The organism is Rhodococcus sp. NPDC055112 (assembly GCF_053607505.1).
In genome coordinates this window covers 150,036-161,673 of the sequence record NZ_JBSGTR010000005.1, presented here as the reverse complement: position 1 = coordinate 161,673, position 11,638 = coordinate 150,036, and the positions used below count along the sequence as shown (strand labels likewise).

General features: G+C 70.1%; 15 protein-coding genes. 9 read left to right on the top strand and 6 right to left on the bottom strand.

Going from position 1 to position 11,638, the window contains the following annotated elements:
* Positions 1 to 34: 34 nt before the first annotated feature.
* The 4 genes from ACWFRB_RS04755 to ACWFRB_RS04740 form a co-directional block, all read right to left on the bottom strand.
* Positions 35 to 481 (bottom strand): DUF6918 family protein, encoded by a 447-nt coding sequence (locus ACWFRB_RS04755; protein ID WP_077040721.1) that lies wholly within the window; start codon positions 479 to 481, stop codon positions 35 to 37.
* Positions 482 to 547: 66 nt separating this feature from the next.
* The gene (locus tag ACWFRB_RS04750) at positions 548 to 1,576 is read right to left on the bottom strand and encodes an o-succinylbenzoate synthase (RefSeq protein ID WP_452639207.1); all 1,029 of its coding nucleotides are present in this window, start codon (positions 1,574 to 1,576) and stop codon (positions 548 to 550) included.
* Positions 1,573 to 2,361: a 2-phosphosulfolactate phosphatase gene (locus ACWFRB_RS04745; protein WP_452639206.1), complete on the bottom strand. Its 789-nt coding sequence runs from the start codon at positions 2,359 to 2,361 to the stop codon at positions 1,573 to 1,575. The genes ACWFRB_RS04750 and ACWFRB_RS04745 overlap by 4 nt, the downstream gene beginning before the upstream one ends.
* A 22-nt stretch (positions 2,362 to 2,383) precedes the next feature.
* A complete protein-coding gene (locus ACWFRB_RS04740; RefSeq protein ID WP_452639204.1) occupies positions 2,384 to 3,040 on the bottom strand; it encodes a PaaI family thioesterase in 657 nt (218 codons plus the stop codon).
* 93 nt (positions 3,041 to 3,133) lie between these two features.
* Between ACWFRB_RS04740 and ACWFRB_RS04735 the strand changes: the two genes are divergently transcribed.
* A complete protein-coding gene (locus tag ACWFRB_RS04735; RefSeq protein WP_027500684.1) occupies positions 3,134 to 4,027 on the top strand; it encodes a 1,4-dihydroxy-2-naphthoyl-CoA synthase in 894 nt (297 codons plus the stop codon).
* 2 nt (positions 4,028 to 4,029) lie between these two features.
* Here the strand turns inward: ACWFRB_RS04735 and ACWFRB_RS04730 are convergent, their stop codons facing one another.
* Positions 4,030 to 5,169, bottom strand: coding sequence for an alpha/beta hydrolase (locus ACWFRB_RS04730; RefSeq protein WP_452639203.1), 1,140 nt, complete (start codon positions 5,167 to 5,169; stop codon positions 4,030 to 4,032).
* A gap of 189 nt (positions 5,170 to 5,358) precedes the next feature.
* Between ACWFRB_RS04730 and ACWFRB_RS04725 the strand changes: the two genes are divergently transcribed.
* From ACWFRB_RS04725 to ACWFRB_RS04700, 6 genes are all read left to right on the top strand, one after another.
* Positions 5,359 to 5,808, top strand: coding sequence for a hypothetical protein (locus ACWFRB_RS04725; protein WP_452639201.1), 450 nt, complete (start codon positions 5,359 to 5,361; stop codon positions 5,806 to 5,808).
* 2 nt (positions 5,809 to 5,810) lie between these two features.
* Positions 5,811 to 6,200, top strand: a complete 390-nt coding sequence (locus tag ACWFRB_RS04720; protein WP_097210935.1) for a VOC family protein — start codon at positions 5,811 to 5,813, stop codon at positions 6,198 to 6,200.
* A gap of 288 nt (positions 6,201 to 6,488) precedes the next feature.
* The gene (locus tag ACWFRB_RS04715) at positions 6,489 to 7,721 is read left to right on the top strand and encodes an anion permease (RefSeq protein WP_452639199.1); all 1,233 of its coding nucleotides are present in this window, start codon (positions 6,489 to 6,491) and stop codon (positions 7,719 to 7,721) included.
* An 11-nt stretch (positions 7,722 to 7,732) separates the two neighbouring features.
* Positions 7,733 to 8,008 (top strand): hypothetical protein, encoded by a 276-nt coding sequence (locus tag ACWFRB_RS04710; protein ID WP_136908796.1) that lies wholly within the window; start codon positions 7,733 to 7,735, stop codon positions 8,006 to 8,008.
* Between the two features lie 31 nt (positions 8,009 to 8,039).
* Positions 8,040 to 8,354 (top strand): DUF3349 domain-containing protein, encoded by a 315-nt coding sequence (locus ACWFRB_RS04705; RefSeq protein ID WP_452639197.1) that lies wholly within the window; start codon positions 8,040 to 8,042, stop codon positions 8,352 to 8,354.
* A 12-nt stretch (positions 8,355 to 8,366) separates the two neighbouring features.
* Positions 8,367 to 8,771 carry a DUF3349 domain-containing protein gene (locus ACWFRB_RS04700; protein ID WP_452639196.1) on the top strand — a complete coding sequence of 135 codons (405 nt, stop codon included), beginning with the start codon at positions 8,367 to 8,369 and terminating at the stop codon, positions 8,769 to 8,771.
* On the opposite strand, the gene ACWFRB_RS04695 is transcribed toward ACWFRB_RS04700, so the two are convergent.
* On the bottom strand, positions 8,768 to 9,373 hold the full coding sequence (locus ACWFRB_RS04695) for a TetR/AcrR family transcriptional regulator (protein ID WP_452639194.1): 606 nt from the start codon (positions 9,371 to 9,373) through the stop codon (positions 8,768 to 8,770). The two genes, ACWFRB_RS04700 and ACWFRB_RS04695, sit on opposite strands and share 4 nt — an antisense overlap.
* A 126-nt stretch (positions 9,374 to 9,499) precedes the next feature.
* Here ACWFRB_RS04695 and ACWFRB_RS04690 point away from each other — a divergent pair, with 126 nt between their 5' ends.
* Positions 9,500 to 10,948: an MFS transporter gene (locus ACWFRB_RS04690; protein WP_452639192.1), complete on the top strand. Its 1,449-nt coding sequence runs from the start codon at positions 9,500 to 9,502 to the stop codon at positions 10,946 to 10,948.
* Between the two features lie 5 nt (positions 10,949 to 10,953).
* Complete coding sequence (locus tag ACWFRB_RS04685) at positions 10,954 to 11,637, top strand: SGNH/GDSL hydrolase family protein (RefSeq protein ID WP_452639191.1); 684 nt, start codon at positions 10,954 to 10,956, stop codon at positions 11,635 to 11,637.
* Position 11,638 lies beyond the last annotated feature (1 nt).

Below are 11,638 nucleotides of genomic sequence, written 5' to 3'. Positions count from 1 at the left end.
CCCCCAGGGATCCGGCCCACCGACTACGACTGTCTCAGCTCGCGTGCTTCTCGACGAGCGCACCGAGTCGCGGCAGCGCCTCGATGACGTTCTTCTTCGCCGACGGGCGCATGGTCGAGTAGACCTTCTTGATGGCGGACTTGCTGGTGCCCTCGATCTTCTCGTCGGTCACGCCGAGCAGCGCGTCCGCGACCTGCTCGCTTCGCGCGCTGAGGAAGTCACCGAATCCGGCGCCACCGGCCGCGCCGAAATCCTGCCAGAACGGCTCGAGGCGGGAGATGAATCCCGGCAGCAGGCCCTCGACGGCCTCCGGCACGATCGACGGTCCGACCTTCTTCACGGCTCCGTAGCCGCCCTTGACCGCGAGGCCCGAGGCGCCCGTCTTCTCCGAAACCTCGGCGTCGATCAGCTCCTGCACGTCCGCGACCACGGCGGGCAGCCGGGACGGGTCGAGAAGGGTGTCATTCAGTGCTGCAACCACTTTCAATGCCTCCGATGTTGACTTGGGTGTCGCGCCAGACCTTATACGACGCGGAGCCCACCCGGCTTACTCAGCATCCGCCGAGAGCAGCTCATGACACCGCTCGAGCCTCGCGAGCCACCACCGTGTGCGCTCCGGTGAGGCCAACAGCCCTGCCACCCGCTCCGGATCAGGTACGACCGCCGAGGCAGGCAGTGCCCCGTCCACCATCGCGCGTGGCGCCGCGACATCGGCCTCGAACAGTCCGCCGGTGCCGAGTCCGCAGGCGTACTCCAGCTCGGGCAGCGCGGCCGCCGCCGCCAGCCCCGCACCCATCCCCACCGCGGAGTCGAGCGCGCTCGAGACCACCACCGGCACACCGTGACCCGCCAACTCGGCAGCCAGACGCAGCAGTGCCCGCATGCCCCCGAGGGGCGCGACCTTCACCACCGCAACGTCGGCACCGCCCGCGCGCACGACCCTCATCGGATCCTCGGCCCGGCGGATGCTCTCGTCCGCGGCGACCCGCACCCGCGCGCGACCGGAGGCCGCCGCGTGATCGGCCAGGCGCCTGCGCAATTCGACCAGTTCGGGGACGGAGGCGCACGGCTGCTCCGCGTACTGGAGCGGTCCATCCGAGGACAGCGCCAGCAACGCCTCCTCCGCCTCGTCGAGATTCCACCCGCCGTTCGCGTCGACCCGCACCTGCTCGATGTGCGCACGGACCGCCGCGACCCGCGCCAGGTCCTCGGCGAGCGACTGCCCCCGCTCGGCGACCTTCACCTTCGCCGTCCTCGCGCCGGGGAACCGGGACAGGATCTCGGGCACCCGCGCCGCCTCCACCGCGGGCACGGTCGCGTTGACGGGCACCATCGCGCGCACCGGCGCGGGCGGGCCCAGCCAGGCGGCCTCGATCGCCGAGCGCAGCCAGGACGCGGCCTCGGCGTCGGCGTATTCGGGGAAGGGGGCGAACTCGCCGAAGCCGGCGGGCCCGCGCAACAGCAGCACCTCGCGAGTGGTGATGCCACGGAAGCGGACTCGCATCGGAAGGCTCACCACGACGGCGTCCTCACGAAGCTCTGACAGTGGCGGCAGCGGCACCGGTTCGCCGCTCACGACGAGGCGTCCACGAACGCCTCGCCACGCAGCAGCGGGACCACGGCGCTGGCGTCGAATTCGGCGGCGATGTCGACATCGTCACCGAATCCCTTGTCGACGAGCTCGCGGCCGCTCGCGCAGTCACGCAGCCTCGCCGACAGGTCGCCCTCGGCCGCGGCGAAGGCCTCGGCGGCCGCGCGTGCCTCGGGCGAGGCCGCCTCCGCGTCGAGCGCCCCCAGCGCACGCAGCACCGCGCCCGCACCCCAGAGATCCTCCAGGCCAGGGCGGATGGCCCCATCCGGCCAGCGCTCCCCCGCCGCGATGACCGCCACCAGGGGCGGTCCGGCCGGGCCACCCCGAGCCGAGAGCCAGCGCGCCACGGCGGTGGCGTTTCGCAGCGAGGCCCCCACCACCTCGACCCCGGCATCGGCCAGCCCGAAGGACAGCGAGGATCCGTTCGGAGACGGCAGCACGAGCCTGTTCCCGTGCGAGTCAGGCGGCCGGCCTGGGCCGAAGGCGGCGCGGACCGACCCGGGCGAGAGGCTCACGTCGCCCGGCACCGCGCGCGATCGGCCGACCGCAACGGTCGCCCCCCGCTCGGCGGCGTAGCCGGCGGCGGACGCGGGGTCCCACCGATACGGGTAAACGCTCACGCCGCAGTCGAGCGCGACGGTCAGCGTCGTGGTGAAGGACAGCACGTCGACGACGACCGCGACGTCACAGTTCTCGATCAGGGCGGCGGCGCCGGCCGGTCCCCAGTCGAACCGGAGTCGGTACGCACCCTGACGGTGAGCGGGAAGCATGCCGTCATCCTCGCATCCGGCCTCAGGGCTGACCGGGCAGCAACACCACCATCAGCGCCTCGCAGTCGGCGAGCAGCGTGCCCTCGGCGTCGACGAGCCGCGCGCTGACGAAGGTCTTACGGCCCTCGACCCTGTCCACCTGTCCCTCGACGGTGAGCTGGGTGTTGATCGGGGTGACCTTGCGGTAGTTGACGTGCAGATAGCCGGTCCGGCTGATCGGGCGACCGTAGGCGTGCGTGACCATCCCGAACAGGTCGTCGAACAGCAGCGGCAGCGTGCCGCCGTGCGCGGCCCCGTTGCCGCCCATGTGGAAACGGCGGAACTCGCCGGTGGACCGCACGCCTGTCTCGTCGAACTTCTCGACGGTCCACGGCATCATCAGCAGGCTGCCGCGGCCGGGCAGCCCCATCGAACGCCCACCAGGCTGGCGACCCTCGGGGACCCGGTGCGGTTCCAGCAGTGCGACGAGGGCCTCCGCCTGCTCGGCGGCCTGCCGGACCACGTCCGCGGGCGGCGCGGTGGACACACCCAGATCCTGGATCGTGCGCAGTGCCTCGACAAGCCGCCCGAAGTCCGGGCCTCCGTTGTCCTCGGCGGCCCGGTACACGGGGAATCCACCGTGCTGCTCGTAGTCGTCCACGTCGCCCCGGCCACGGCCCCGTTCCACCTGCTCGCTCATAGCTGCACGGTAGGCCCGGCGGCGCCGACGCCCGTCGGTGGGCTCGCGTACCCGGCGGCCACCGATGCGGTTCGGGGCATATCCTTGGCGATCGTGACCTTCAATCCGCAGCTGTGGCGTCCGGTTCCCGGGTTCGAGAACCTCACCGATATCACCTATCACCGGCACATCACGCAGGGCACCGTCCGCGTCGCCTTCAACCGTCCGGAGGTGCGCAATGCGTTCCGGCCGCACACGGTCGACGAGCTGTACGCCGCCCTGGACCATGCCCGGATGACCTCCGACGTGGGCGCGGTGCTGCTGACCGGCAACGGTCCAAGCCCCAAGGACGGCGGCTGGGCGTTCTGCTCTGGAGGCGACCAGCGCATTCGCGGACGCAGCGGCTACCAGTATGCCGCGGGCGAGACCGCCGACACCGTGGACAAGGCGCGCGCGGGCCGGCTGCACATCCTCGAGGTGCAGCGCCTGATCCGCTTCATGCCGAAGGTGGTGATCTGCCTCGTCAACGGCTGGGCCGCGGGCGGTGGGCACTCGCTGCACGTGGTCTGCGACCTGACCCTCGCCAGCCGCGAACACGCCCGGTTCAAGCAGACCGACGCGGACGTCGGCAGCTTCGACGGCGGATACGGCAGCGCCTATCTCGCGAAAATGGTGGGCCAGAAGTTCGCCCGCGAGATCTTCTTCCTCGGTGATGCGTATACCGCCGAGCAGATGCATCAGATGGGCGCGGTGAACAAGGTCGTCGACCACGCCGAGCTCGAGGACGTCGCGCTGGAGTGGGCCGAGAAGATCAACGGCAAGTCCCCGCAGGCGCAGCGGATGCTCAAGTACGCGTTCAACCTTGCCGACGACGGCCTGGTCGGCCAGCAGCTGTTCGCAGGCGAGGCCACCAGGATGGCCTACATGACCGACGAGGCCGTCGAGGGCCGGGATGCGTTCCTGGAGAAGCGCGATCCCGACTGGTCGCCGTACCCCTGGTACTTCTAGGCCTATACCCCGAGCGCCTGACGCAACGTGGGCCACGCCTTGGGCAGCCGGTCGTTCCAGTAGGCCCAGGCGTGCACGCCGGTCACCTCGTAGTCGACGGTGGCCGGGATGCCCAGCTCGCGCAGCTTCTTGTCCAGCCGCCTCGTGCACTGATTCGCCGCCGCCTCGATGCCGCCGCCGACGAAGATCCGTTCGGCGTCGGTGCCGGGGCCCTCGTGCTCACCCACGATTCCCGTGCCGACCGACATGTAGATGGGCTTGCCGCGCAACGCCTCCGCGTTACGGATCGTGTCGTGCACGGCCCACTCGGGACCTCCGGGCACACCCCACATCTTGGCCGGGTCGCCGCCGCGCGAGGACACCGTGACCTGCGTGCTCAGCCGGCCGACATCGTCGGTGGTCGAATAGCACCCGCTGAAGACCGCGATGCCGCGGTACAGGTCGGGGCGCCGGTGCGCGAGCATCATCGCGCCCTGTGCGCCCATCGAGGTGCCCGCGATCGCGTTGACGCCGTTGGTCTTCAGCCGGGCGTTGATCAGCGGCGGCAGCTCTTTGGTGATGAAGGTCTCCCACTTGTGCAGCCCGACCTTCGGATCACGCTCGTCCCAGTCGGTGTAGAGGCTGGCCACCCCACCATTGGTCAGGACCACATTGATGTTCTTGTCGGCGAAGAACTTCGGCGCGTCGGTCATGTACATCCAGGCGCTCTGGTCCTCGCCCGCGCCGACGCCCTCGAGCATGTACAGGGTGGGCCGGGAGCTGTCCGCGGCCAGCAGCACGTCCACGCCGACCTCGCGGCGCAGGGCGGGTGAGGCGATGAGGAAGCGCGCGATCCGCTCCGAGGTGAACTTCTCCGAGACGATCGCCGGGGTGACGATGTCGTCGCGCAGTGGGGGTATCGGCCCCGGATCGTCCTGCCACGACTCGGGCATCGTCGACCCGGAGGTGACACTGCCCGAGTCCGAGCTGCCGAGGTCCGAGCTGCCGCCAAGGCTGCCCGAGTCCGAGCTGCCCGCGCTCCCGGAATCACTGCCCGTGCCCGGCGCCGCGACGGCCTCGCCCGACCCGGCCAACACCGCGACCGCAACCGCGACCACACCCACCGCCCTGCCCCACCCAGGACGACGACACGCGAAATTCATGGACTCCCCCAGTCTCGTTGGTGTCGATCGGAATCGGGCAACAGACGGCCCGGACCGCCGGACTCCCTTAGCGACGGCACCGATCGCCGAGACGGTACCGCGTTCGGCTGGGCCGCGCAGGCGAATTCGTTCCCCCGTGTCACGAATCTCTCGCCCGCGACCGAACACGGGATCAGGCACACTGAACGCATGGGCGTCGACCGCGAAAAGCCTGCACCCGAGCACCGTCGGCCGGACGGTGTCACCGACGCCGAGATCGCCGCCGCCGGGCGGGTCTCCGAAGCCCTCGAGACGGTCGAACGGGCCCGCGGGCATCTGTACGGGTTTCACCAACTCATCGGGCACGCGCACCTGCAGCTCGCCGAGGCTGTCGACATGCTGCGCGCGGCCGGCCACGGGGAGCGGGCCGACAAACTCCTGGAGGAGCTGGTCGGCCGCAACGTGCTGGCGGGCCGCTGGACATTTCAGGTGGTGGAGGAGTTCGACGACGGCTACTGGTCGGAGTTCCGCGACCACGAGCGGGCGGTGCGCGAGGAGCTGCTCGGCGGGCGCAGACACCTGTACGAGGCGGAGATGAAGCAGCACAGACGGACACCGGGCAGGCCCGGGCACGAGGCCCGACCCGCGGAGCAGGAGTGAGCATGGAGATTCTGAGCAGCCGGACGATCCTGCGGCCGGCCGACTATCCGACCACCCTTGCGTTCTACGCGCAGACCCTGGAGCTCGCGGTCGCGCGCGAGTATCCGGGCGGCACCGTGTTCTTCGCCGGGCAGGGATTGATCGAGGTCGCCGCCCACGGCGCATCCGGGGTGAGCACCCGCTTCGACGGCGCCCTCTGGTTTCAGGTCCGCGACCTCACGGCCACGCAGACGGAACTGGTGCTCAAAGGCGTGCAGATCATCCGGGAGGCGCGACAGGAGCCGTGGGGCCTGCACGAGTTGTGGATAGCGGATCCCGACGGCGTGCCGATCGTGTTGGTGCAGATCCCGGCGGACCACCCGATCCGGAGGGACGGCCGCCCGGCCCCCTAGGGCGCTTGCGGGACCGGTCCTCGCGGCGCGGCGCCGTTGACGACCGGGCCAACGCGGCGGACGATTCGTGCCTCGGCGACCCGCTCGGTCCGCCCCGGTGAGCTTCGACACATTTCGGTCCGGACACTGACGGTTCGCATGCCGACAGAGGCGTTGCGAGTGCCGTTCTCGGCCCGCCCGAACCGCCAGGACCTGGCCCGACGGGCGGCGGCGCGGCGCGCTCGAAAGCACGCGCGAACAGCGGGTACAGACTCGACTTTTACGCGTTCGTAACGGAGGATCGAGGCCGTGAACGCGGAACTCATCGTTCTTCTTGTCGTAGTTGTCACAGCCCTCGGGTTCGACTTCACCAACGGCTTCCATGACACCGGCAACGCGATGGCGACGTCGATTGCAACCGGGGCACTCAAACCCAAAGTCGCGGTTGCGCTTTCCGCAATCCTCAATCTGGTGGGCGCGTTCCTCTCGGTGGAGGTCGCGGCCACCGTCGCGAAGGGTGTGGTCAACCTCAGCTCCGTCGGCGGCGAGGATCTGCTGTTCATCGTCTTCGCCGGACTGGTCGGCGGAATCATCTGGAACCTGGCCACATGGCTGTTCGGCATCCCCTCGAGTTCCTCGCACGCACTGTTCGGTGGCCTGATCGGCGCGGCCATCGCCTCCCTCGGGATGAACGGCGTCGAGTGGGGCGGCGTGCTGAGCAAGGTGGTCATCCCGGCACTGCTGGCGCCGGTCGTCGCAGGCCTCGTCGCCACGGCCGGAACCTGGCTGATCTACCGGATCACCCGCGGCGTCAGCGACGAGACCAAGGATTCCGGATTCCGGCTCGGCCAGGTCGGCTCCGCATCGCTGGTATCCCTCGCGCACGGCACCAACGACGCGCAGAAGACGATGGGCGTGATCTTCCTGGCCCTTGTCGCCCACGGCACCCTCAACGCCGACTCCGACATGCCGTTCTGGGTGAAGCTGAGCTGCGCGGTCGCGATCGCCCTCGGCACCTACCTCGGAGGCTGGCGTGTGATCCGCACCCTCGGCAAGGGCCTGGTGGAGATCGCGGCGCCGCAGGGCATGGCCGCGGAGGCGTCCTCGGCCGCCATCATCCTGACCTCCAGCCACCTGGGGCTGCCGCTGTCCACGACGCACGTCGCCACGGGCTCGATCATGGGTACCGGCGTCGGCCGCCGCGGCGCCGAGGTGCGCTGGGGCGTCGCGGGCCGGATGGCGGTCGCCTGGCTGATCACCCTGCCGTCGGCCGCGCTGGTCGGCGCCGTGTGCTGGGGCATCGCGCAGCTGATCGGCGGCCTGCCCGGCGTGCTGGCGGTGTTCGCGATCCTGCTGCTGCTGGCGGGCTGGATGTATGCGCGTTCGCGCAGGCAGCCGATCGACTCGAGCAACGTCAACGCGGAATGGGACGGCGGCCTGATCCCCGCCGAGGACATCCCCGGTCCGCCCGCGCCGCCGAACCCCGCCCCCGCGCCCGCACCGGCTGCGGAGCCGACCCCGCGCGACAACGTGACGGCCTGAGGTACACAGACATGGATCTTCTCTCGAAAACCGTCGATTCCCTGTGGCAGGTCATCGCGGTGGGGCTACTGCTCGGCGCGGGCCTGCCCGCGATCTTCGCGCTCGGCCTGCGGGCGCTGGACTCCGGTTCCACGACCGATCCCGCCACGGCGACGACCACCCGCAAGCCGGTTGCCGTCATCGCGGCCGGCGCCTGCTTCGCCGTGGTGATCGTGGCGATCATCACGGGCATCCTGTTCGTCATGCAGGGCTTCCTCAGCCACACGTTCGGCATCGAGATCTTCTAGCGTCGGCCCACGAGTCGAGAGGCAACATTTCGTGACCTCAGCAAAACCAGCGTTCCCCCTGTCCGTGCTGACCTGGCTGCAGGACGGGTACCCGCAGGGCATCCCGCCGAAGGACCGCATCCCGTTGGTGGCCCTCCTGCACCACGAGCTGACCGCCGAGCAGATCAAGGACGTGGCCGTCGCGCTCGCCGAATCGCGCGGCGAGGGCGAGGACCCGACCGTCACCCGGGCCGAGATCGGCGAGCTGATCGAACAGATCACCCACGAGGCCCCGTCGGATCACGACATCGCCCGGGTCCGGTCCGTGCTCGCCGCGGCCGGATGGCCGCTCGGCGACGAGCCGTAGGGACGCACCGCCGTGGCCCTTCCACCGTTCCTCACCTCGATACTCGGGTGGCTGCGCGCCGGGTATCCCAACGGTGTGCCCGAACAGGACTACATCCCGTTGATCGCCCTGCTCCGCAGGCGCCTGTCCGACGAAGAGGTCCACGCGGTCACCGACGCATTGGTCGAGCAGTTCCCGCCGCCGATCGACAAGATCGACATCCAGGTCCTCATCACCAAGGTCACGGACGAGATGCCCGTCGAATCCGATGTGGAGCGGGTGCGCGCACACCTCGCGGCCGGAGGCTGGCCGCTGGCCGACGAACCCGGTGACGGGCCGAATGGGGCGACGACCCTGCGCGCTCTCGACCGTGACGCCGAGTCGGCCGCGGACGACGGGGCATCGGAGGACGGGGACACTCCCCCGGAGTCCGGCTAACCCAGTAGCCCGTCGATGATCCCGCGGGCGACCGGCGCCGCCTCCGATTCCCCCATCCGCAGCGCGGTGTTGACCGCACTGAGCAGCGCCTCGATCTCGAAGGCCAGCGCCGCGGCGTCCTTTCCCTGCGCCGCACCCTGGTCCTGAGCCCGCCCGATCTCGCGGGTGAGCAGCTCGCGCCAGTCCCGCTGATCTGCCGCGATCGCGTCACGCACCGGCCCAGGCCTGCTGTCGAACTCGGAGACGGTCGCGACCCGGAAGCAACCGCCGGGGAACACCGGCGCCGACACGAAGTCGAACCAGCGGTCGATCAGCGCCCGTAGCCGGGGCATCCCGCGGGGTTCCTTCAGGCTCGGCCGGACGACGTGCTCGATGAACACCTCCCTGGCCGCCTGCACCGCGGCGACCTGAAGGTTCTCCTTGGTGCCGAAGAGCGTGGCGACGCCGCTCTTGCTCAGCCCGAGATCGGTCGCGAGCCTGCCGATGCTCAGACCGGTCAGTCCCTCGACCGAGGCGACATCCGCCGCGTGCCTGGCGATCGATGCGCGGGCCAGCGCCCCTTTGATCAACCGCTGGTCGGAAGTCCGAGCCGTATCCACCATCGCTCCATTCTCCACGAGATCTTGCCAAATTGCACGAACGGTCGTACGTTCACTATATACACGAACGATCGTACGCTTTCTTTGCGCGGTCATCCCCTCGTCGGACCACTCCGAAAGGAACCAACCATGACCGAAGTGTCCGAGCAGGCACCCTCCCCGGCGCGGGCGTCCTCCCGCATCGCTCTCCTGATCGCCTGCAGCGCAACCTTCGTCGCCTTCCTCGACCTCTCCGTCGTCAACATCGCGTTCCCGGCGATCGCCCGGGACTTCACCACCGCCACACCGACAACCCTCACCTGGGTGGTGAGCGGTTATGCGGTGGCATTCGCGGCACTCCTGACGCCCGCGGGCCGACTCGCCGACACCCTCGGCCGTCGGCGAATCTTCCTCGTCGCCCTGATCGGGTTCGCCGTCACCTCGCTGCTGTGCGCGGTCGCGCCGAGCGCGCCATGGCTGATCGGTGGCCGCGTCCTGCAGGGCGCGACCGCCGCGCTGATGATCCCGGCGGCCCTCGCGCTGGTGTTGGCCGCCACCGCTCCCGACCGGATCGCCGCCGCGATCGGCGCCTGGTCTGCCGCGGGCGGATTGGCGGCCGTGGTCGGCCCCGCGATCGGCGGCGCTCTCGTCGAGTCGTTCGGCTGGCGTGCCGTGTTCGTCATCAACGTTCCGATCGCAGCGGCCCTGGTGGCGCTCGGCGCGGGCCTCCGAACCGGCGAGCCCGCACACCGGGGAGTCGGCGCACCGGCCATCCCCGACGTCGTGGGCACCCTCGCGGCCGCGCTCGGCATCGGCGCGGTGGTGGCGGGCGTGACCGAGGGTCAGAGCTGGGGAACGACGTCCCCTGCGACGCTCCTCACCGTCGGCACCGGACTGGTCCTCGTGGTCGTCGCGCTCGTCCGGTCCAGGCGGCATCCGAGTCCGGCGATCGCGGTCGACCTGTGGCGCAATCGGCGATACGCCCTCACCAACGCCACCTCGTTCGTGTTCGGTGCGGCGATGTTCGCCTGGCTGCTCGCCGGCCCCCTGTTCCTGGATGCGATCTGGGGATACACCGTGCTGCAGTCCGCCGCGGCGCTCAGCGTCGGAGCGGTGGCCGCCATGGTGACGGCCACGATCACCGGCCGCGTCGGCTCTGCCAACGCACTACGCCTGGTGGGGGTGCTGGGCGCGCTGATGTTCGCGTGCTCGGCGTTCTGGGCGAGCACTGATGCGTTCAGCGCGACGCCGCACCTGTGGTCCGTCTGGGTTCCCGCCTCCCTCCTCGGCGGCGGCGGCATCGGCTTCCTCGTCACGGTCCTCGGCACAGTCGCGGCGAGTTCCCTTCCGCCTCAGCAGTTCGCATCGGGAGTCGGGATGAACCTGATGTCCCGCCAGGTCGGCGGAGCGCTCGGCGTGGGCGTGCTCGCCTCGGTCCTCGCCGCTCATCCGGGCGACGCGCTGGACGGGTTCCACCTCCTCTTCCTCGCCTGCGCGGTCACCGCGGCGGCCGCCGGGATCCTCGCGGCCACCCTGACCGAGAAGCAGGCCTCCCACACAGACACCAACACCACGAATCTCGTCGAGAGCAAGGGGTAACAGCCATGAGCCACAACATCATCCGTACCGAAGCGACCGATCCGATGTGCCTCGAAGCCGAGGAGATCCGCATCCTGCTGACCGACGCACCCTGGTCGAGGTTCGCGGTCATGGGCGACTCGATAGCGAAGGGCATCGGCGATCCCAGCCCCGGCTACGAGACCGCCGCCTGGGCGGACCGTGTCGCGGCGGGACTGAAGTCGGCACGGCCGGACGTGTCGTACCTGAACACCGGGCGGATGGGCGCGACCAGCGCGGAGGTCCTCGACGAGCAGCTCCAGACCGTGCTCGACTTCGAACCCGACCTGGTACACATCACCTTCGGCGGCAACGACCTGTGGCTCCCGGACGCTGACCTCGACGCGATGGCCCGGAACCTTGAGACCGCGTTCTCGGCGGCGCACCGTTCCGGCGCACAGATTTCCACGCTCGCGCTGGCCGACGTGTTCGTCGGCCGACGGATGCAACCGATGAGGGACCGGATCGCGCACCTCAACGACGTCACCCGCGGGCTGGCCGCCACGTACGACGCGATCCTGGTCGACCTGTGGGGGCACCCGCTCCGGCTGCGGCCGGATCTGATGAGCGCTGACCGGATCCACTTCACGATGAGCGGGTACGCCGTGGTGGCGTCGGAAATGGTGCGGGCACTTCACGACCGCCTCGCGCGAGCGGTGCTACCGGCGTGAT

Excerpts from the sequence above, each read along its gene's own strand:
- ACWFRB_RS04745 (WP_452639206.1), bottom strand. The coding sequence starts at position 2,361 with ATGCTTCCCGCTCACCGTCAGGGTGCGTACCGACTCCGGTTCGACTGG.
- ACWFRB_RS04740 (WP_452639204.1), bottom strand. The coding sequence starts at position 3,040 with ATGAGCGAGCAGGTGGAACGGGGCCGTGGCCGGGGCGACGTGGACGAC.
- ACWFRB_RS04730 (WP_452639203.1), bottom strand. The coding sequence starts at position 5,169 with ATGAATTTCGCGTGTCGTCGTCCTGGGTGGGGCAGGGCGGTGGGTGTG.
- ACWFRB_RS04725 (WP_452639201.1), top strand. The coding sequence starts at position 5,359 with ATGGGCGTCGACCGCGAAAAGCCTGCACCCGAGCACCGTCGGCCGGAC.
- ACWFRB_RS04720 (WP_097210935.1), top strand. The coding sequence starts at position 5,811 with ATGGAGATTCTGAGCAGCCGGACGATCCTGCGGCCGGCCGACTATCCG.
- ACWFRB_RS04710 (WP_136908796.1), top strand. The coding sequence starts at position 7,733 with ATGGATCTTCTCTCGAAAACCGTCGATTCCCTGTGGCAGGTCATCGCG.
- ACWFRB_RS04695 (WP_452639194.1), bottom strand. The coding sequence starts at position 9,373 with ATGGTGGATACGGCTCGGACTTCCGACCAGCGGTTGATCAAAGGGGCG.
- ACWFRB_RS04690 (WP_452639192.1), top strand. The coding sequence starts at position 9,500 with ATGACCGAAGTGTCCGAGCAGGCACCCTCCCCGGCGCGGGCGTCCTCC.
- ACWFRB_RS04685 (WP_452639191.1), top strand. The coding sequence starts at position 10,954 with ATGAGCCACAACATCATCCGTACCGAAGCGACCGATCCGATGTGCCTC.